Consider the following 20,966-nt stretch of genomic DNA (forward strand, 5'->3'; position numbering starts at 1 on the left):
AAATTGATCTACAATTTGGAAAACATTCCAGTTTTTGGCTATCCCTATGACTCAAACGCCATCGCTCAAAACTCAGCAAATGCAGGTCAGTGGCATGGACTGTGCAAGCTGCGCGGCGAAAATTGAAACAGCTTTGGAACGCTTAGCAGGTGTGGCTGAGGTGTCGGTCAGTGCTGTAACAGAGCGTCTGACCATCTCCTATAACTCACAACAGATCACAGAAGCAGACATCAAAAACCGAGTCGTGAGTTTGGGATATACCGTAGCCATTGAACAACCCGCATCAAAGCAAACAATGGATATCATGGTCGGCGGTCTGGATTGTCCTTCCTGCGTCGATAAAATTTCGACATCTCTGGAGAAATTAGCTGGGGTTACAGAAGCAACTGTCAACTTTAGTACGGGTAAGGTGCGAGTTGACTACGATCCCCAGCAGGTCAATGAAAGAACCCTTCAGGAGCACATCACGGCTCTAGGTTACACCGTCATCACGCCTACGCCAAAGCAAGCTACAGAATTGCACGGCTCTGATCCCGATCAGGACACTGATCACGGACATACGCACAGCTCTGGTGAATTTAATCTTAAAAGAGAAATCGCTCCGGTGCTTTTGGTTGTCGCTCTTTTAGCAGGAGGAATAATTTTTGAGGAACCTCTGCATAACACGCCGTACAGTGTAGGTGAATATGCTGTCTTTATCCCTGCCTACTTACTCAGCGGCTGGACGGTGCTGAAAGCGGCGGGGCGCAACATTCTCAGAGGGCAATGGCTGGACGAAAATTTTTTGATGACCATTGCAACGGTGGGTGCGATCGCCATTCACCAACTTCCTGAAGCCGTCGCTGTCATGCTGTTCTATCGGGTCGGAGAACTTTTTCAGGAATATTCTGTGGGGCGATCGCGCCGCTCCATCAAGGCACTGTTGGAAGTGCGTCCGGATACTGCCAATCTCAAAGTAAACGGTTCAGTTAAGGCTGTTTCACCCGAAGCAGTTCAAGTTGGAGACCTCATTCTCGTCAAGCCAGGAGAAAAAATTCCGCTCGATGGTGAAGTGTTAGAGGGAAATTCTCAAGTGGATACCTCGGCATTAACAGGGGAATCTGTTCCACGCACGGTTAAGGTTGGGGAAACCGTTTTAGCAGGCATGATCAACCAGACAGGGGTATTAACCCTTCGAGTCACCAAGCTATTTGGAGAGTCGTCGATAGCCAAGATTCTCGATCTGGTCGAAAATGCCACCAGTAAAAAAGCCGCGACCGAAAAATTCATCACCCGGTTTGCCCGCTACTACACGCCAATTGTCGTTGTGCTATCCCTGTTGGTTGCACTCCTTCCCCCCTTACTAATTTCCGGTGCCACTCACCAAGAATGGGTTTATCGCGCTCTTGTGTTGCTAGTGATTTCCTGCCCGTGTGGGTTAGTGATTAGCATTCCACTGGGTTACTTTGGTGGCGTTGGCGGGGCGGCTAAACGAGGCATTCTCGTCAAAGGCTCAACGTTTCTTGATGCCCTGACTGAGGTTAAAACCGTTGTTTTTGATAAAACTGGAACGTTAACTCAAGGTGTTTTTAAAGTCACACAGGTCGTCACCAAAAATGGATTTTCAAAGTCAGAATTGCTAACCCTAGCAGCCAAAGCCGAATCTCACTCCAGCCATCCTGTTGCCCAGTCGATTCGGGAAGCATACGGTCACTCCATCAATGATGCAGAGGTAACTGACTACGAAGAGATTGCGGGACATGGCATTCGGGCAGTCGTGCAGAATCAAGTGGTCATTGCCGGAAACGATCGCCTCCTGCATCGAGAAAACATTGATCACGACACTTGCAATGTAGAAGGAACTGTTGTGCATTTGGCGGTCGATCAACGCTATGCAGGTTACATTCTAATTGCTGATGAAGTTAAAGAAGATGCCGCTCAGGCGATTCGAGATCTAAAACAGGTCGGCGTTGAGCAAACAGTGATGCTAACCGGCGATAACGAAGTCGTGGCGCAAGGGGTTGCTCGTCGTTTAGGTTTAGACGGCTACAAGGCGGAACTGCTACCCGAAGACAAAGTCGATGCCATTGAGCAATTGTTGAGGCGATCGGGTAAAGGCAAGGTTGTGTTTGTGGGAGATGGCATCAATGATGCGCCGGTTATTGCTAGAGCCGATATTGGAATGGCAATGGGTGGGTTGGGTTCCGATGCTGCTATTGAAACGGCTGATGTCGTGATTATGACTGATGCACCCTCTAAAGTTGCGGAAGCCATTCAAGTTGCCAGAAAAACCCGCAAGATCGTGGTGCAAAATATTGTCTTAGCGATGGCAGTAAAGGGACTATTTATTATCCTCGGTACGCTTGGTGTGGCAACCCTTTGGGAAGCTGTGTTTGCAGATGTCGGTGTGGCACTACTGGCGATTCTTAATGCGACACGAGTCTTGAAATAGATGTAGGAAACCGAATGATTCTTTTCCATTTTTGATTTATTTCTTAAACTTAAATGCCCCTTTCAACGTTTCATTATCTGATAGATCAATTATCCTGAACAAGTTCTTTTAGCAACCATTGAATTATATGCCACGTCAACGTCCTACCCCCTGGATACATCGCTGGTCGCGTCCCATCATGGCAGGTGTTGCTACTGTTGGGGCAGTTGTAACCGCCTACATGACCTACACCAAACTCACTGGCAGCAAAACGGCGTGCCCGATTGAAGGCTGCAACATTGTGCTCTCTAGCCCCTATGCCAATGCATTCGGGTTGCCGCTGGCGCTGTTTGGCTTGCTTGCCTATCTCGCCATGATTGGCTTTGCTGTTGCTCCCATGCTAATTAACGCATCGGAGAAGAAGCTGTTGCGCGAAGAAGTGGAACGCTGGACCGGATTTTTTCTGTTCTGGGGCGGCACAGCAATGGCAGTCTTTAGTGCCTATCTAATGCTGCTGCTAGCATTCGTGATCAAAGCAGTTTGCATTTACTGCTTAATTTCGGCAATTTGTTCGGCGACGTTGTTTGTGCTGTCAATCGTGGGGCGCACCTGGGAAGATGTTAGTGAACTCATTTTTGGTGGATTGATTTCCTTCACCATCATGGGCGTTGGCTCGATGGGTTTGTTTGCAATGAGCAATCCTCAGTTTGTTCAGGCGAAAAACTCTACGGGAGCGGTTGGCGAGTTTAGCGTCGCCACTACCTCCGGCGAGTCAGAAATTGCCCTAGCCAAGCACTTGAAGGACACTGGGGCAAAGTTCTACGGAGCGTTTTGGTGTCCGCATTGCCAGAAGCAGAAAGAAACCTTTGGTAGAGAGGCAATGGAATTTGTGCCTTATATCGAGTGTTCTGAACCCGATCGGCGGTCTCAAACTGTGACTTGTCAGGTTGCCAAAATTGAAGGCTACCCCACCTGGGAAATCAATGGGCAACGTTCAACTGGGGAAAAGAGCTTAGCAGAATTAGCTGATCTCTCTGGCTATCAAGGCCCACGCGATTTTAAGAATCCGCTACCACCAGAGTAGTTGCTGCAAGAGTGAATTAAACGTATAAAGTTATGATTCTGAAATTGAGTGTTGTCCTGCTTAGGGTATTGGTTCTGGTGAGTGTTGTCATCTCTCAGGTTGCTCAAGCCCATCCTGCTAATCAAACTTTAACCGAGTCGCAGATTAGCCAAGAGTTGAGTGATTTGTTTGAGCAGGGGCGAGCGTTGGTAGATACTGGCAAGTCTGCTGAGGCGCTAGCGCTCTATCAACATGCAGCGAGTTTAGATCCAGAAGATCCGAAGATTTTTGCGGCAATTGGTTATTTGCAAGCGCGGCAAACCAACTTCCGAGCTGCGGTAGAGGCGTTTCAGCAGGCAATTGCCCTAGATGCTAAGAACCCTGACTTTCATCATGCGTTGGGGTTCAGCCTTGCCAACTTAGGGGATAACTCCAGCGCAGTTGCTGCCTATCGTCAAGCCATTGGGCTTAAACCCAACGTTGAGTCCTACTTGGGGTTGGCAACCGTGCTGTTCCGGCAAGGAGATTACCCTGGGGCAACTGAAGCCTATAGACAGGTTTTGGCGCTTGAGCCTAGCAATGTCAATGCCCACGAATCCATTGGGTTGTTGCTGATTCAGCAGGGGCGTCTCGATGAGGCAATTGCGATGCTGCAACGGGCAGCCGAACTGGCACCCAGCGCAAGCAGCGTCCAGCTTAATATGGGCATTGCTCAACTGAGGCAAGGAGACACCGTAGCCGCATTGACAACCTTTGAACGAGCCATTGCCCTTGATCCTAACAACAGTGACACCTATCTCCAAATTGGGGCAATTCAATGGCAAAGCGGTGACTTAGAGGCGGCATTGCAAACCTTTCAGCAGGTGATCAGGCTTCAGCCGAATTCACTGATGGCACGAGATGCCATTGCTGACATTTATCTGCAAAAACAAGACACGTTGCTGGCAATCGTCGAACATCGCCGTTTACTGCAACTTGATCCGCAACACGCTTCTGGCTACTATCATCTCGGACTCGCTCTCAAAGCACGGGGACGCATCAAAGAGGCAATTCCTGCCTTTGAGCAAGCTCGGACTCTATTGCAGCAGCAAGGCAAAGCGGAAGAAGCCCAACAAATCGAAACCATCCTGCGTGAACTTCAGGAAAGGGATTAATGTTGCTTTTAAGCCGAGAGATACATTTCCAAAACGACTCAATCAACGTGATGTGAAATCCAGTGTAATCATTCAGGTGGCGAAGCCTCACATTTTTTTGTCATACTCTGAAATAGCTCTTACCAGAATTTGAGCCAAACTATCCTCTGACTAACCGTAATGCCCCTTCTCAAGGCTGAATAATGTGGCGATTTAATCGATTTGGATTCAAAAATTTAGCGATTCTGCTGGTCGGTATTGGTTTAGGAGTAATCGGCACAAACTGGTTAGGCTCTAGATCCTATTCTTCCGCTCCTCGGTCTGCTGACGAACGGTTGACTGCACCTCGCTTGGTGCAAAACCGCAATGTTCTCAATCTACCGTCCAATCGAGATGCGGTTGTTTTAGCAACCGTCTGTGTGAAAACCAGGATGGGGCAAGGTGAAGAGGCTTGTGCCTCAGGCGTTTCCATTGATCCACAGCTTGTTGGAATCGATCCCACAAAGGGCGCAGTGGTATTGACAAATTACCATGTGATTATAGACATGGGGAATCGCCCGCCGCTTCAGCTTGCAGGCAAAGGAGAAGTGTACAATGCAGAAATTATTCGTCAATCTCCTGAGTTTGATTTGGCGCTTTTGCTCATCCCCAACGTTAAGTTTCCAATTGCTGCCTTAGCTGAAACCTCTCCAGAGCAGGGAACGGCAGTCCGGGCGATTGGCTTTCCCAATAATCAACCGTTAACCGTCAAAGATTCCTCGCTACTTGGCAAGACGCAGGAGTGTTTGGCGGTTTCTCCCTGCCTAGCGCTGCAACAGGGAACTATCACATTTGGTAATTCTGGTGGGCCACTGGAAGCCAACGGCAAGGTTATTGGAATCACACAAGGCGAAATTGTTGATGAAATCGCCATTCCAGTCGAACAAATTCGGCAGTTTCTGTCTGGAGAAGCTCCTCCCGCTTCCCGTTCCCCACAATTCGAGCCAAGTTTTCCACCAATGAGAGAATTGCCACCTTACTATCCATATCCAATGGATGAGAATTATCCTCCTTACCCAGTGTGGTAGGAGCTTTAGCTTTGTCATCTAAAGTGAGCCTAAGTTGCACTTTACTCAGCGGTTTGTGCTTGCTGCGCTTGATACATTGCCCGCAGCACATAGCCTGGATCAACATAGTTGCCTGCATATTTAAGCGTCCAGTGTAGGTGAGGTCCAGTAGTGCGACCAGTCATACCGACTTGACCCAATCGCGCCCCAGCCGCAATCGCTTGTCCCTCCTGAATCTGGACATTGCCGCTAAGCATGAAACGATGACCGTTTTTAGATTCAACCGCGCCTTGCATATGGCAGTAGGTTGCTGTCCAGTCTCCTGATTTCACAACCACTGATGTCCCACAAGCAGTATTATCCGAAACTTCTTCCACTGTGCCAGCCCACCAGTTTCGGACATAGCTGCCTTCTGGCGCTGCCATATCTAACCCATAGTGAAACTCTTGGGTGTAGCCTCCTGTTGGTGATTCACGATAGCCAAAAGCAGAGGTATAGGCTTGCAAATTCTCAACAGGGAAAGAAGAGCCTTGCCAGCGAGTCGCTGGAAGTTGATCAGGTTGAACCTGTCTAATTTCTGACTGATTTTGAATGCTCAACTCGTCCGTAGCTGCTGGCTGAATGCGTTCGGAGTTTGAGGTAAGTGTAGGAGGTTTTTCGGTGATAGCTGAAGTAGGTTGAGTCACGGCTTGAGCCTGATCATGCTGACTCATCGGCATCGTACAGCTTAACCCTAGTCCGGCTAAGAGCAAAACAAATTTGCAGCTAACCTCAATTTTCCGACCCATAGCAGCCCATGTCATCGATGTTATCTCATTCGTTCAAACTCACTTATTAAAACCAATATCGGTTTATTTTGCAAGCTCAATTCCAAAATGAGTTTCATACTCATTCTCACTAGTGATTGCTTTTATTGCTGAACCACGACTCTTGTTCCTTCACTTGCCCAACCAAATAACCATTCTGCCTGTGCAGGTTCCAGTCCCACACAACCTCGACTGGCTGGTGCACCAAAGTTGTTGTGCCAGTAGACTCCATGGATGGCATAGCTACCGAAAAAATACATAACATAGGGCACATCTGGAATGTTATAACCTTCTCCCTGCATTGAGGTTGTTCTATATTTGGTTTCAACCGCATATACCCCTGGAGGAGTCCAATCGCCTTCTCGCCCTGTGGAAACTCTGGCTGAGTACATGGGGGTATCCCCTTCCCACGCAGTAAGCCGTTGATCAGATAAATCAACTTGAATCCAGCGCTGGTTGGACTGTTGCAGATCGGCAATCCAGGCAGCAATAAACTCCGTTGGTTCCGATGGAGGCGTAGAATGGTGCTCGGTTGGCTCAGATGTTCCCTGACTGTCTGCCCAAACTGCCGCTGTTTCTATTTCCAGTAAAGCAGGATTGACACTCAACCCAGCGACTATCGTTATTGTCGCAAGCAGCTTGTGCCGAGGAGATTGAATCCAGAGTGGGCTAAATTTTCTAGTCCAATTCATCTTTATTTCTCAAACCAAGACTGCGAAACAATTCTTACTTTTCTATTTTAGAAGAAAACTCGCAAAGTGATCTACCACCTGGTCAGCAACCCATAGGAGCAATCAATGATTAGCATCAAATATTTCTAGAAAATGAGCCAATGCTAAGGCTGTACAACAACAGGCGTTCTTAATTCAACCATTTCATAGAGTTGGCGTACATCTTCATTAAACATCCGTACACAACCGTGAGATACAGCCCAACCAATTGAGTTTCTTGTGGAGATGCCGTGAAAGCCAATATACTACTCCGAGTGGCAAATAGTTAACATAGGAGAGTAGCCAATTCAGTAAAAGCTATGAAACTGAAAGATGCTCGCCACCTCCCTACCGAAGCTCAAGAAGCCCTGCGCTATCGAGTCGTCAATGCGATAGAAAATGGTATGAGTAAATCAGAAGCGGCTCGGGTCTTCCAAGTTTCGCGCACAGCTGTGCATCACTGGACAAAAGCGTTCGCTGAACAAGGTGCTAAAGCGTTGAAGGCGAAAAGGCGAGGGCGGCGTCAATCGTCACGCCTAGCGCCGCATGAAGCGGCAACGACCGTGCGTTTGCTCACAAAGACGTGTCCTGACCAATTGGGTTTACCCTTGTGGACTCGAGCGAGTGTAGGGCAACTGCTAGAGCACCGTTACGGCGTATCAGCATCGGTATGGACAGTCGCTCAAGCGGTGGGGGCTGACTCCCCAAAAACCCTTGCGACGTGCCTATGAGCAAGACCCCAAAGCGGTCAAGCAGTGGTTAGAAGTTGATTACCCAGCCATTGTCAAACTGGCGAAGCAGGAGGGGACGGAGATTCATTGGGGCGACGAGATGGGACTAGACCAAACTGGACGCTCCTATGGCAAGCGGGGGCAGACGCCGGTGGTTCCCGGCACGGGACAGCGGTTTGGCTGCAACCTGATCTCAACATTGACCAATCACGGAACGCTGTACTTCAAGTTGTTCACTCAAACCTTCAATGGCAATGTGATGCTGGACTTTCTGCGTCGCTTGATTCGCCAGATTCCCAAAAAGGTGTTTTTGATTGTGGACAAGCATCCGGTGCATCTTTCGGCGAAAGTCAATCGCTGGTTAGAGCAACATGCTGAGCGGATTCGGATGTTTTTGTTGCCGTCTTATAGTCCAGAACTCAATTCCGATGAGTTGCTAAATCATGATGTCAAGGCGAATACTGTGGGGCGAAAACGAGCAAAAACCAAGTTTGAAATGATTGAGAACGTTCGTCGCCATTTACGTCGTCGGCAACGTCAACCAGAGGTTGTACAACGCTTTTTCTGTGAAAAACACGTTGCTTATGCAGCTCAGTAGAGTGTTAGAGTGTTCACTATCTCATGCTCTGGTTAGTAGCAATACTTTTAGCCTTAACGACTAAAAAATTTACTCTGCTATAACTGAGCCCAATAGCTCTTGCTATCCTTCGCATTCATCACAGCGACACAGTTGGTAATTTCGGATATGCCCAGCAATTAAAATCAAACTACCCAAGGGGGTTACAATTACATCGCTAAATTCACTAAAAAACTCATTTCCCAAAATTGCAGCAGCGACTAGCTGGCTTAAACCTATCACCCCCAGCAGGAATGCCACTTTATCTCTACGCCGGAAGTACCCCAACAATAGAGCCAATAAGCTAATTGGCAAGACAAACCACAATAAAATTTGATGAAACTTCTCGCCTGTAATGAATGTTGTTCCTAAAACTGGAAAGATGGTGAATAAGACAGGAGCCAGCAAGCAGTGGATCGTACAAAATCCGGAGAATACAACAGCTACCTGGTCTAACCGTCTCTGAATTTCCTTCTGATAATCTGGCTGGCTCATTGAACTGTCTTGCGCTACGTCACGCTGCATTAATACTGGTCGAACGGTTATAAACCAGGTAAAGTGTTGCTGAAGTTGCGAGGACCGGAATATCCTGATGTATTTGCTAATGTTTCTAACGACTGGGTTCCAGACTGAAGCAACTGCCCCTTGATTTCCCAGGTTGGGTATCCTTGAATGCCTCGTTCTATACAGGCTGTTGCTGGAGGGCTTCCTTGACCATTTGGAGAACATTCAACGTAATCAATTTTGCTAAATGCCTCTTGACCAAAAAGCTGTTTCTGATCATGACAGTGAGGACACCAGAAGGCTCCATACATCTTGGCTCCAATCTGCTGTAAATGTGTTGCCAACGCTAATTCTGCCTCTCCCGAAGTTGTTGTAATCGGTGGACCTGCTGTTTCTGAGGCAGACTGTTCTGCTAGAGATGGATTGTTAATGTTGGCATATACTCCGAGCGTTCCGACCAACACGACAACCGCCACAATAATGCCTGTGAAGAAGAGTTGCCCGACTTCCTGCCAATCGCGTCCAATGATGGCTAAGACAAACAGACTAGTAGATAGAATGGCTGACCCGACACAGTAAACACAAATGGCTTTAATTTCAGCCGTGAGTAAATACATCAGATAGCCACTGAAAATCATCATGGCAGTTGCACCCATGAATAGCAGTAGCCCAGTCCATGTATCTAGCTTTTCACGGAGTCCCTTTTGCTCTGGCGATCGCACGAGTAGAGGGGCGATCGCAAACACTATCATGCTGACATAAGCGAGAAAACCAAATAGAGCCAGAGGTTGCCCAAACACCGTTGCGTAAGGACTGGAGAGGACAATATCACAACCTCCAGTTGGACAAGCTGCTTCGTTACCAGCTAACTTGCTATAGGTCAGATAAGCAGTCACCACTGCTCCGATCGACGCGATTCCTGCCATCAACGGGCGCGACCAGCGATGAATCCAGGGGGTAGAACGTTTACGTCTCATAATTAGGAAAAGGAGAATAAAGTGGGCATTGAGCAGCTGACTTCAATCGCTTGAACACTGGCTCAATCTGTTTATTGACGAAGGTTCATAGTGGGAGCATTGGCGCACGCCCTTTGCTACGTCTGCCAGCAATTCATCCGCTAAATCTAAAAGCGTCGCAATTCTTATATCAGCAAGCTCGTAGTACACAAATCGACCCTGCTGCTCGCGTACAACCAGGTCACAACAGCGCAGACAACTGAGGTGATTAGACACGTTTGACTGGTTCAGCCCTGTCTGTTGAACAATTTCGCTCACGGTGAGTGGACGGTTCCTCAATGCATTGAGGATGGATAGGCGAGAGGGGTCAGAAAACCCTCGAAAGAGCTTCGCCTTCAAATCTGCCGTTTGAGTACAGGTAGTCATTCGCTGCTTGGTACGCTTTAGACTATGACATATTAGCAATTGCTGATACGTTGATAATATATCAGTACTTGCTAATATATTACATATCAGCAAGTACTGATATGTCTGACTGCAACAAAAGCACGTTTTTGAAGGGCTGCCAAAATGAACTCAGCTTCAGCACTGAAAACCTTACAGGCACAAGTTGGTGGCATGGACTGCGGCGGTTGTGCCAAGACGATCGAAGCCACGTTGCAGCAACTTCCTGGGGTCGCTGAAGCGAAGGTCAGTTTTGCGACAGAACGGCTGAACATTACTTACGACGTTCAGCAGGTGAATGAGGACACCATTCGCGATCGCGTTACTGCCTTGGGTTACACCCTTGAACCCATGCCAAATCAGCCCCTTCCAGTTCAACCGCCATTGACTCAAACGCTACAAGCCCATGTTGGCGGTATGGACTGTGGTGGCTGTGCCAAGACCATTGCCGCCAATTTACAGCAGTTATCTGGAATCACTGAGGTAACGGTTAATTTTGCTTCAGAACGATTAAATGTGACTTACAACCCGCAGCAAGTCAGCGAAACGGACATCCTTCAGCGGGTGACGAGCTTAGGATATACAGTTGACGTAGATAGAACCAGCGATATACCAACTTCAACCGATGAACTTGTGACTAATGTGCGATCGCGCAAGTCTGATCTAACCGGATGGCAATTCTGGTTAAAAACTCGTCGAGGGCAAACGGTTGTTTTTAGCGGGATTGGATTGCTCTTAGGCTTGATTGCAGAGCGTTTATTGTTACTGCCGCTAGTGGCTCAGGGGTTTTATGCCATCAGTTTAGTCATTGCCATTGTGCCCATTTTACGAGCCGCCTGGATTGCGCTCAAACTGCGTCGAGCCGACATGAATCTGTTGATGACTTTAGCGGCGATCGGGGCAGCGATTCTCGGTCAGTGGTTTCAGGGCGCACTCGTCATTTTTCTATTTGCGCTCGGAACAACACTACAAAATTTCACCCTCGGTCGAACCCGCAACGCCATTCGTGACTTAATGGATCTGACTCCTGCAATGGCAACGGTTAAGCGAAACGGGCAAGAGGTTTCTGTGACCGTTGAAGGAATTCAAATCGGGGAAATTTTAACCATTCGCCCTGGACAACGCATTGCACTTGATGGGATTGTCCTGTCTGGTATCAGCGCGGTCGATCAGTCTCCGATTACTGGTGAATCCCTGCCAGAAAATAAGGAGAAAGATGATCAAGTTTTTGCAGGAACGCTCAATCAGACCGGATTTTTAGAAGTTGAGGTCACGCATACTGCCGCAGATACAACGGTAGCTCGGATTGTTCATCTGGTTGAAGAGGCTCAAGAAAGCCGTGCGCCGATTCAGCAGTGGGTCGATCGCTTCTCCGCCATCTATACCCCGATCGTTCTGGCTCTTGCGGTTGGCATCACACTGGTCCCCCCGCTCCTGTTTGCCCAACCGTTTCAGCCCTGGTTCTACAAAGCTTTGGTGCTGCTTGTTATTGCCTGCCCCTGTGCTTTGGTGATTGCCACGCCTGTTTCATTGATTAGCGCGATTGGAGCTGCCACTCGTCAAGGCATATTGTTCAAGGGTGGAAATGCACTGGAAACTGCCGGACGGCTTACAACGTTAGCCTTTGATAAAACAGGTACGATTACTCAAGGGCTGCCAGTGGTGCAGAAGGTACATCATCTAGATTCCATGAGTGCCAACATGGTGCTGCTCATTGCCGCCTCACTAGAGCAACAATCAGAACATCCATTGGCAAAAGCGATCGTCGCTGAGGCAAGGGCGCAAGGATTAGATCTGGAAGCTCCAGAATCCTTTACTGCTGTTCCTGGTAAAGGAATTTGGGCAAAGTTTGGACCAGCTATGTACTTTGTAGGTAATCGTCGATTGTTTGAGGAACAAGACATTGAACTTTCAGCCGCCGCTAAATCGCTGTTAGCAGAAATTGAATCTCAAGGACAAACACCAGTATTAATCGGAACACGACAGGGATTAGTTGGGGCGATCGCCTTAGCGGATGGAGTCCGGCTTGAATCCCCAGAAGCCGTGCGTCTGCTCAAACGCATTGGACTCAAGCGACTGGTAATGCTTACAGGCGATCGATCAGCCGTGGCACGACAGGTTGCTCAGGAAGTTGGCATTGAGGAATACCAGGCTGAATTGCTGCCTGAAGATAAATTGCAAGCCATTTATAAGCTACGTCGCGCTGGTGTTGTAGGCATGATTGGAGACGGCATCAATGATACGCCTGCTCTAGCTGCCGCCGATGTTAGTTTCGCGGTCGGCAAGATTGACGTGGCATTGGAGGCGGCTGATGTTGTGCTGGTCGGAAATGATTTAAGACGTTTAGGTGATGCTATCAGCCTCAGTCGTCGCACCTTATCAGTAATTCAGCAAAGTATTACCTTTGCCCTGGTACTGAATGCTACGTTCATCATCCTGGGCGTTCTGGGTGTAATTGGATTGCCGATCGCAGTGCTTGAGGACATGGGATCTTCCTTACTGGTAACACTCAATGCCATGCGATTATTCAAGACTTGAATCAGTGAGGGTAAAGCTGGTTTACCCTAATAACTTTTGCTTCTGTTCCATACCACACAGCTCTCACGAGCAAGAGTACTATGGATTTCCTTGATACTCCTTATCTTTAGGCATAGAGTCATAAATTTATGACTATTAACTTAATTGCGTCTCTCTCTGTTTTGGAGCGTAACGATTAATGGCTAATACTTCTTGATGTTGAGCAATTGATTCTCTCGCGGCCATCATTTTCTCTAAGTCATTTGCATATTCTTCAGATAATGGCAACGTTTCCTCACCCGTGTTCAAATTTCCCCGACAAATTGTTCGCCTGCCTTCGTTCCGAATAATGAAGTCACCTGTAGGTTGAACGTAGGCAGTCCATTTATTACCCACCTTAAACTGAGCAATTTCAGAACAACTTGACCGCTGCTGTTCATAGGTCTCACCAACGGCTGTCACTAGTCCTTCAAACATTTCTCTTCGCCATTGATTTCTATCCATCTCAGAGACCTGAATGGATTCTGAACCAGGAAGGATTGACTCAGGAAGTTGAATCGAATCAGGGTTCACCTTCAGAACGACACTAGAACCTTCAGGACGTAGCTTTGCTTCAAAGGAACTGCCAATTGGTAACTTGGGGGTATCGGGTGAAAAGGTGCCTAAGTTCTTGTCATCAATCTGCACGATCGGAGTTCCGTTGTAGCGGTAGTACTCAGGGTGAGATTCTGGCAGTTCAAATGCACCCACCTGCAAGCTCATGGCTTGATTGCGCCATTGCTTACTGGCAAAATTCTCCCCTGCAAAATCATTGTGACGGATGCCCAAGATCTTGATTTCATCAAATTGAAACGCCTGAAGCTGCTGACAGACCTCCTCTGTAAACAGGTTGTATGCCAGTGCTCCTACTCCCGAATCTTGCCTCGATTCTGCCCAAGTGTGATCAGCAGGAGGAATAATTCGCAAATCATCGGGTACATGAAGCGTATCCAGATCATTAACATTCTTGCCAAATTTAGCCTCCAGTTTTTCAACCAAACGGGGCGGAAGATCTTTGAGCGCAAACTCAATCATCGGTAGCTGCGGATGAATCATCGCATCAAATTGAATGCCTTTTTGCTCCAAGGTTTCCTTCCACCGAATCGCATCCGACCCAAACGGTACACTCAACACATAAGCATCTCTGGGTAGCGCTTCACTGGGTACTTCATAGCCATGCTGAAGGGCAAAGGTGATATCCATTTGCTCTGCCAATGCCAGACAATCCCGACGATGCCGATCCATTTCCGGGCGCGTGTGCTGGGTATACCAGAGTGCAGCGGCTCCTTCAAACCGTTCCTCGGTCGTCGGAAACAATTCATTGATCTCAGCCCGATAGCTATCGTAAAGCTTGCCCAATTCCTCATTGAACGCATCCCGATCTTCGCCAACCCGCTCCTGAATCTCATCTCTGGCTTGCTGGAACCGGGTCTTCAGTTCCTCTGCCCACTCCAACGCATCCACAGATAAATCATCTTTCGGAAATAGATAGCGGAACTCGTGGCGATCGCGGCTCCGAATGCGAGTCGGCTCCCACAACGGATTGACGACTTCTCTGGCAAGCACATTGATTGAGCCGGGAGCATCCGCAGGCATGGCGAAACTGCGATAGAGGCGATCGTCCTTCTTAAAGTCAAAAAAGTGGCTGGGATGAGATTCTGACCAGCGTTTTGCATCCGAAAGTAGATTCTCTCCTTCGATCTCCTTGATGTCCTCCAAGCGCTCTGCACTTTTGGGTGAATCGACCTCAACCTGAAGTGCTTGAAACAGACGGTTAAGCAGTTTTCGTTGACGGCGCTCAAACCGCTCGACATTCTCCCCTTCCCCCGGCACCGACGATTGCACCCGCCCAATGTTGGTTGCCACCAACCCTACCTTGTTCTGATTCGCCGCAGCCGCAATCTGAGCCAGATTCTGGTACTTCAAACCACCCGCATCGGTGACAACTTCGCTATAAGCCAGCTTAGGGCGTTGTTTCACTGCTTCAAAGCGTCCTGGCTCGCCCGCTCGCAGCGTTTCTTTGGCAAGGTTAGGCAACTGACTGGCAGGGCTAACCATGAGTTGATCGCCATCGAAGTCTGCCTGGTGATATTCCTCCGCATCTTTGGGATTTATCCAAATGACATTGCGAGTTTTCTTCAGCTCCGGGTCGTGGCTATTGCGGTAGAGACGAATATTGTCTGAGTTAACGATCGGGTAGCGGGTCAGAATCACATCCCCTTCTGGCAGATGAGGTACACAAACCGTGCCGCGCGGTAAATCATTGGCTGGCATCGCCATACCCGAACTGTGGCTGTAGCCGCTCTTAATCGCTAAATCTCGCCATCTACCTGCCACATAATCCGTTGCAAATTTCCGAAACTTGGGAGTTTCAACCAATTGCCCATATTTGTCGCTTCGCAGCAACGAAATCCAGCGAGATTCCTGCATCGGGCTGTTGGCATTACCATCCTCATCCTCAAAGTCTTCTTCCGATCGCTCCTGTCGCCGTTGCTGCTCTTTGTCGTATTCCTGCACAATGTATCGTGCCAGTGCCAGAGGATTCCGCTGTAAATCTGCTAGAACTTTGGCTTTTTCCTCCGTCGGCTGCTTCAAATCCTGCCGCACTGCATCCTCGGAATACCAGATGGTAAACTGCCAGCTATTGTCATAACTGGTGGCTCTGGCATTGCCCCGGTTTCCCATTGCGGCTTGAGGAAACTCATAATCTCCACACGGAACCAGCTCGTCCAACCGGGCTTTTTTAATCCCCTTGATCGACGATCGATCCATGATGATGTCATAGCCCTCTGCCTCAGTCAGTCGGGCATCGGGCAATAGCGTTCCCTTAGATAAGAAGCTGACACGTGGACAGTTTTCCTCGCGTCCTTCTGCCCATTGCTTCCTCCAGGCAAACCGAAATTGAAACGGACAGTTTTGCTCACCCCCTAAGTGACGAGCAAGCTGCGGCGAAATCTTACCGTGACAATCGCCAGTTTTGTAGTGGGAATACTCCGGGTCATTGAAATCCACAATTTTGACCCGCAGGTTCTCCAACGTGTTAGACCCTTTGTAGCAGTTACTCACTAATAGAGAACCATACCGACAGGCAGTATCCGGCTCTGTCGCAAATAAGCGCCGAATCTTTTTACGCAATTCATCATCTGCAAAGTAGTAACTGTTGCCAGAACTAAACGTGAGCCGTCGCGAAGTGCCATCGGCAAAATTGCGCGCCCGCAGATGATTTGCATCAGGATTACGATTGTCAATTTTTACGAGCAGCAGAGATTGCAACTCCTCTGGCTCAAACATCTGTTCCAGCAAAGAGTTTTTAATAATCTCCGGCTCCGACAGATACCGTCCCTTCCCGTTGTTGTGCGCCCCATCAAAAATCGGGATGCTGAGACCGGAACCCTCAATGACCCGCGTGGTCAGATCCATTACCTACGGTTCATGATATAAACGTACTACCATCTAACTTAGAAAGCGTTAGACTGTTTTTTGACGTTTACACAAAGCAGCCAGGGCAAAATCAGCCAGGTGGCTATTCTTGAATTGAACAGCAAGGAGGATAACAATGCCGTGGCACATTAAGCGTCTGGAGAACGGTTTGCTGGTTCAAGAATACGATCGGGAACCCGATGATGAAAGCGAAGAACTCCTGACCCCAGATGGCAGAACTCAAGATGAATGTCACCCGCGCTTTGCCCATCTGAAACCTGGGGAAACTTTGGTACTACCCGATGAGCCAAAAACCACAACTTCTGGTTCCTGGTATCCCAACCAGTACGAGGATCTGGGCGAGTTTTTGAATGGTGATCCGGAGGCGATCGATAAGTTGGACAGTGGTAGCCGATCGCGCCGCTACAACTGGCGGTATTACGAACCTGATGAATCTTTTTAAGGCGTGTTTGGTGGCTTGAGAGGGTGGCGAGGGCGATCGCAGCTAGTGAACTCACATAGTGAAGACATTGTATACACTGTATTCTCTACGCTAGAATGGGGGAAATTTGGAGAACACTGATGGCTCAAAGTGAAGTCCTTACCATTCGATTAGCTCCAGAATTAAAAGACAAGCTGGATGCTTTAGCGCAGAGTACTCGGCGTAGTAAGTCCTGGCTGGCAGCAGAGGCGATCTCCTTTTACATTGAGCAACACCTTTGGCAAATTCAAACGATTGAAGAAGCGGTCGCGTTGGCGGACAGTCCTGAAGCCGAATGGGTAGAGGGTGAAGCAGTGGATGCGTGGTTGGATACTTGGGGAACGAAGGATGAAACGCCTGCTCCATGCGCATAGTATTTCTTTCGCTTGCAGTAAAGGATTTAGCAGCCATTCGTGCCTACATTGCTGAAGACGACCCAGAGGCAGCGAAAGCGGTCGCTTCGCGGCTAAAGCAATTGATTAAGCGGCTTTCCTCAATGCCCAACCTGGGTAAACCGGGGCGAGTTTTTGGTATCAGAGAACTGATAACTCCCAAAATTGGTAAAACAGCTTACGTCGTCGTTTATCGCGTCAAAGACACACGTCTAGAAATTCTGCGGATTTTGCCAGGAATGCGAGATTTAGACAGCTTGCTGAATGAGGAATTGCCAGAAACATAATTAGGAATCGCCGTTTGGATGCCCACTTAAGATGGGATCGCCGGAGTTTTCAGCAAAATCTCATCATGCACGGTGCCAATTAACCTGGCTCCTATTTCTTTTAATGCAGAGGTTACAATGCTGGTTGTAAAAAATTCCTTTAAGGGAGCATAGGAGATGAAAGTTGAAATTCAGGGTCGGGACGCGATCGATGCTACTGAGGAACTATTGAAAATTGAGGGGTTTCAGGGCAGTTATCAAACACGGGATGCCGTGGAGCGGGAAGGGACACTGGTGACGATCGCTACTATCGTGGGCATTGTCAGTGGCAGTCTGACAGTGGCTGAGAAACTCTATGAATGGAACAAAAAGTATCAAAAGTCTCTAGAGAACCCGGCTGGAGCCAGGATCGAAAAGGTGCTGATCGTGGCTGAGGATGGGAGACGATTGTTATTGCAGGATGCAACAGTGGAACAAATCAAGGACATCTTAGAAAGCTGAACTGACCCATGCGAATTCTCCATCTCGCTCTGAAGCCCATTGGGGATGACTACGCTGAGTTCCGCTACTTTTGGGATAATCCCAATGATTACCAGTCGCGTCAGTTGGCGCTATCTGAAATTTCTGGCTTGATGCAACGAGCCAACGAACGGTACTACACGACCCTATCAGAAGATTATGCGAAGACAGGGCAAGCCCTCTACAACTGGTTAGATGGCACTGATCGCCATTTAGAAGCAGCACTGAACCAATATCGCCGCGATGGGATTGTGTTGGCGATCGCCGCCTCCCAAGGGCTAGCGTATCTGCCGTGGGAAGTGTTGCATGATGGCAAACAGTTTTTAGTGCAGCGGCTTCCAGCCATTATTCCTGTGCGATGGGTGCCCGATCGCCCACGCCTAACAGTGGACAACCAGCCAGCCAATCGAGCTTTGAATGTGGTGTTTATGGCGACAGCCCCACGAGGCATTGAGCCGGAACTGGACTATGAAGCGGAAGAGAGCCGCATTTTAGCCGCCACGCAGCGACGACCGTTATGTTTAACTGTTGAGGAAAGTGGTTGTTTGGAGGAATTGGGCTATCTGATCGAAGACCTGGGGCGAGAGGACTTTGACGTAATTCACCTCACGGGCCATGCCACTATTCAAGACAACACGCCCTGCTTCATTACCGAAACACCCTATGGGGATGCTCATTACAGTACTGCTGAGGACATCGCCAGGGAACTGCAATTTCAAACGCCCAAACTTATCTTTCTCTCTGGCTGTCGCACCGGGTATTCCAGTCAAGGCACGATTCCCTCAATGGCGGAAGCCTTGTTGAAGTCAGGAGCCACAGCAGTTCTCGGCTGGGGAGAACGGGTGCTGGATACTGATGCCACGGCAGCGGCAGCCACCCTCTACCAGGGATTATCGGCTGGAAAAGCCGTGACCGAAGCCTTAGCCGAAACCTATCAGGAATTACTTCGGATTAAGGCGAGAGACTGGCATTTGTTGCGACTGTATGTGGCGGACACTTTGCCCGAAGCTTTGGTGAAGCAAGGACAGAGACCCGTTCCTCGCAAATCAGCGGCTTCTCAATTCCTAGATCCAGCAGGGAATGTGAGAGTGGCGACTCGTGAAACTTTTGTCGGTCGTCGCCGTCAGCTTCAAAATTGCTTGCGGGTGCTTAAGATCGAGCATGACAAAGTAGGCGTACTGATTCATGGCATGGGTGGCTTGGGAAAAAGTGCGATCGCTGCCCGTCTCTGCGATCGGCTTTCGACCTATGAAAAGATTGTGTGGTATCGACAGATTGATGAAGCCAAGCTGGTCAATCAGTTAGCGGATCAGATCAGGAATGCACAGCAGCGAGCCGACCTGAAGCAGAGAGATGATGAGCTGAAGTATCGGCTACGGACGGCGTTTGAGCAATTGAATCAACCCGACCAGAACCCTTTGTTGTTGATTCTGGATGATTTTGAGTGGAACCTGGAACCCCGTGGCGGTTGCTATCTACTTAAATCGGATGTGGCTAAGGTTCTGGATGCACTGGTTTGGGCAATTCAAGAAAGCAATAGCCCCCATCGGATTTTGATCACCTGCCGCTACGAATTTCAGTCGGATCTGATAGATCACTTTTATATCCAGGGATTAGATGCCTTCCACAAATCGGCTCTGACGAAGAAACTGAGACAGTTGAAGCATTTCAACTCTGGGAAGGTGAACAAATACCTCATCGATCGTGCCCTGCGGCTGGCTGATGGCAATCCCCGCTTACTGGAGGATTTGAACGAGAAGGTGTTATCGCAGGCAGATGTCGAAACCAAACTACATCAACTTGAAGCTAATTCTGACGATTGGAAGGGGCGAATCGTCTGGCCAGACTTATACGAACAAATTGACCAGCCTTTAGCAAAAGTGCTGAGTCGGTGTTTCGTGTTTGAGCTGCCGGTACCGATGGAAGCATTGGAAGCGCTGTGTGAATCGCTGTCAGGTCACCAGGAGCAATTACACCGAGCGATCGGATTAGGCTTAATCGAAATCAATGCTGAATTGGAAGGATCAAATCGCGCTTATCGAGTGTCTCGCATTCTCCCACATATTTTTCCTAGCATTCAACTGCCCGAAGCTCATTCTACCTATGCATTGTACCAGACCGCACATGATGCCCTGTATCAGCTTTGGGGGCATAAAGACAATCAAAGCGAAGAACAATGGCAAGAGCTGTTCCGATTAAAGTTCGCTAATCGTGATAACCCTGAGCGATTTAGACAGGGATTTTCTCAGATGCTGGCCGTGCAATACAATTACGAAGCCGATAAAGCGTTTGAAGCCAAACTGAGGTCAGTCAAAGCGGAACTGTCGGATCAAGATTTATGTGGTCAGTTAGAAGAATATTTACGTCAGGAGGACTGGCAACAAGCGGATGAGGAAACTGCCTGGCTATTCTATTTAGTCATGGTGATGCAAGAATATAGAAATTGGAAGGAGCTATTCAACAACTTTCCCAACACCATTCTTAACAACATTGATCAGCTTTGGGTCGTTTACAGCAACGGACACTTCGGTTTCAGTATTCAAAAGCGCATTTGGGAGGCATTTGGGGGAGCTAGTGCCGCACACAATGCGGACACTTGGGAAAAATTTGGAGAACAGGTAGGATGGTATGCATGGAACGACTGGGAAACTTACGCTACCTTATCCTTTGAATTGGAATCGTCTCCGAAGGGTAACTTACCTGCTTTACCTTACACAGGTTGTGAGAGAGGATGTGAAGGAATAGGTATGTGGGGGGCAGGTTGGGTAATTGGGTATGAGAATAGTGAGTTGTCTCCCCTCATGTCGAGACTCAACTTATAAATTACTAATACCAATCAAAGGTAAGCTTGAGCAAAATATAACTTTGCCAGACAAAGCTTCCATGAAATTCATTGTCAAGCTTGATCATGTT

Annotated in this window: 19 protein-coding genes and 1 pseudogene; 13 read left to right on the plus strand and 7 right to left on the minus strand. The window is 48.5% G+C overall.

The annotated features are described in order from the left end of the window. Positions 1-94: 94 nt before the first annotated feature. The 5 genes and pseudogenes from HJG54_RS35705 to HJG54_RS34570 form a co-directional block, all read left to right on the plus strand. Positions 95-205, plus strand: a pseudogene (locus HJG54_RS35705) (cation transporter); the annotation flags it as partial. A 90-nt stretch (positions 206-295) separates the two neighbouring features. Continuing rightward, on the plus strand, positions 296-2,431 hold the full coding sequence (locus HJG54_RS34555) for a heavy metal translocating P-type ATPase (RefSeq protein ID WP_420717452.1): 2,136 nt from the start codon (positions 296-298) through the stop codon (positions 2,429-2,431). 127 nt (positions 2,432-2,558) lie between these two features. Beyond that, entirely contained in the window at positions 2,559-3,494 is a 936-nt protein-coding gene (locus tag HJG54_RS34560) for a vitamin K epoxide reductase family protein (protein WP_316437211.1), read from the plus strand. Between the two features lie 32 nt (positions 3,495-3,526). Next, positions 3,527-4,627: a tetratricopeptide repeat protein gene (locus tag HJG54_RS34565; protein ID WP_316437212.1), complete on the plus strand. Its 1,101-nt coding sequence runs from the start codon at positions 3,527-3,529 to the stop codon at positions 4,625-4,627. 182 nt (positions 4,628-4,809) lie between these two features. After that, positions 4,810-5,673 carry a S1 family peptidase gene (locus tag HJG54_RS34570; protein WP_316437213.1) on the plus strand — a complete coding sequence of 288 codons (864 nt, stop codon included), beginning with the start codon at positions 4,810-4,812 and terminating at the stop codon, positions 5,671-5,673. Between the two features lie 41 nt (positions 5,674-5,714). Here HJG54_RS34570 and HJG54_RS34575 read toward each other — a convergent pair whose 3' ends face one another. The 3 genes from HJG54_RS34575 to HJG54_RS34585 form a co-directional block, all read right to left on the minus strand. Then, on the minus strand, positions 5,715-6,455 hold the full coding sequence (locus HJG54_RS34575) for a M23 family metallopeptidase (RefSeq protein ID WP_316437214.1): 741 nt from the start codon (positions 6,453-6,455) through the stop codon (positions 5,715-5,717). 107 nt (positions 6,456-6,562) lie between these two features. Continuing rightward, positions 6,563-7,150, minus strand: a complete 588-nt coding sequence (locus tag HJG54_RS34580; protein ID WP_316437215.1) for a L,D-transpeptidase — start codon at positions 7,148-7,150, stop codon at positions 6,563-6,565. A 143-nt stretch (positions 7,151-7,293) separates the two neighbouring features. Beyond that, positions 7,294-7,431: a L,D-transpeptidase gene (locus HJG54_RS34585; RefSeq protein WP_420717453.1), complete on the minus strand. Its 138-nt coding sequence runs from the start codon at positions 7,429-7,431 to the stop codon at positions 7,294-7,296. 141 nt (positions 7,432-7,572) lie between these two features. Between HJG54_RS34585 and HJG54_RS34590 the strand changes: the two genes are divergently transcribed. After that, a complete protein-coding gene (locus tag HJG54_RS34590) occupies positions 7,573-7,899 on the plus strand; it encodes a helix-turn-helix domain-containing protein (protein WP_316437257.1) in 327 nt (108 codons plus the stop codon). Further along, entirely contained in the window at positions 7,883-8,497 is a 615-nt protein-coding gene (locus tag HJG54_RS34595; protein ID WP_316437216.1) for an IS630 family transposase, read from the plus strand. The genes HJG54_RS34590 and HJG54_RS34595 overlap by 17 nt, the downstream gene beginning before the upstream one ends. 102 nt (positions 8,498-8,599) lie before the next feature. Here HJG54_RS34595 and HJG54_RS34600 read toward each other — a convergent pair whose 3' ends face one another. From HJG54_RS34600 to HJG54_RS34610, 3 genes are read right to left on the minus strand one after another with little or no spacing between them, the layout of a single operon-like run. Next, entirely contained in the window at positions 8,600-9,010 is a 411-nt protein-coding gene (locus HJG54_RS34600) for a MerC domain-containing protein (RefSeq protein ID WP_316437217.1), read from the minus strand. 47 nt (positions 9,011-9,057) lie between these two features. Continuing rightward, on the minus strand, positions 9,058-9,996 hold the full coding sequence (locus HJG54_RS34605) for a vitamin K epoxide reductase family protein (RefSeq protein ID WP_316437218.1): 939 nt from the start codon (positions 9,994-9,996) through the stop codon (positions 9,058-9,060). 42 nt (positions 9,997-10,038) lie between these two features. Continuing rightward, complete coding sequence (locus tag HJG54_RS34610) at positions 10,039-10,401, minus strand: ArsR/SmtB family transcription factor (RefSeq protein WP_316437219.1); 363 nt, start codon at positions 10,399-10,401, stop codon at positions 10,039-10,041. A 144-nt stretch (positions 10,402-10,545) separates the two neighbouring features. Between HJG54_RS34610 and HJG54_RS34615 the strand changes: the two genes are divergently transcribed. Further along, complete coding sequence (locus HJG54_RS34615) at positions 10,546-12,957, plus strand: heavy metal translocating P-type ATPase (protein ID WP_316437220.1); 2,412 nt, start codon at positions 10,546-10,548, stop codon at positions 12,955-12,957. Positions 12,958-13,092: 135 nt separating this feature from the next. On the opposite strand, the gene HJG54_RS34620 is transcribed toward HJG54_RS34615, so the two are convergent. Further along, entirely contained in the window at positions 13,093-16,395 is a 3,303-nt protein-coding gene (locus tag HJG54_RS34620) for a hypothetical protein (protein WP_316437221.1), read from the minus strand. Positions 16,396-16,531: 136 nt separating this feature from the next. Here HJG54_RS34620 and HJG54_RS34625 point away from each other — a divergent pair, with 136 nt between their 5' ends. The 5 genes from HJG54_RS34625 (at position 16,532) to HJG54_RS34645 (ending at position 20,875) form a co-directional block, all read left to right on the plus strand. Further along, positions 16,532-16,858 (plus strand): hypothetical protein, encoded by a 327-nt coding sequence (locus HJG54_RS34625; RefSeq protein ID WP_316437222.1) that lies wholly within the window; start codon positions 16,532-16,534, stop codon positions 16,856-16,858. 119 nt (positions 16,859-16,977) lie between these two features. Continuing rightward, positions 16,978-17,250 carry a CopG family ribbon-helix-helix protein gene (locus tag HJG54_RS34630; RefSeq protein ID WP_316437223.1) on the plus strand — a complete coding sequence of 91 codons (273 nt, stop codon included), beginning with the start codon at positions 16,978-16,980 and terminating at the stop codon, positions 17,248-17,250. Continuing rightward, on the plus strand, positions 17,241-17,555 hold the full coding sequence (locus HJG54_RS34635; protein WP_316437224.1) for a type II toxin-antitoxin system RelE/ParE family toxin: 315 nt from the start codon (positions 17,241-17,243) through the stop codon (positions 17,553-17,555). The genes HJG54_RS34630 and HJG54_RS34635 overlap by 10 nt, the downstream gene beginning before the upstream one ends. A 156-nt stretch (positions 17,556-17,711) precedes the next feature. Further along, on the plus strand, positions 17,712-18,035 hold the full coding sequence (locus tag HJG54_RS34640) for a hypothetical protein (protein WP_316437225.1): 324 nt from the start codon (positions 17,712-17,714) through the stop codon (positions 18,033-18,035). Positions 18,036-18,043: 8 nt separating this feature from the next. Next, positions 18,044-20,875 carry a GUN4 domain-containing protein gene (locus HJG54_RS34645; protein WP_316437226.1) on the plus strand — a complete coding sequence of 944 codons (2,832 nt, stop codon included), beginning with the start codon at positions 18,044-18,046 and terminating at the stop codon, positions 20,873-20,875. The last annotated feature ends 91 nt before the right edge of the window (positions 20,876-20,966 follow it).

Source organism: Leptolyngbya sp. NK1-12 (genome assembly GCF_032598965.1).
Lineage (GTDB): Bacteria > Cyanobacteriota > Cyanobacteriia > Elainellales > Elainellaceae > Elainella.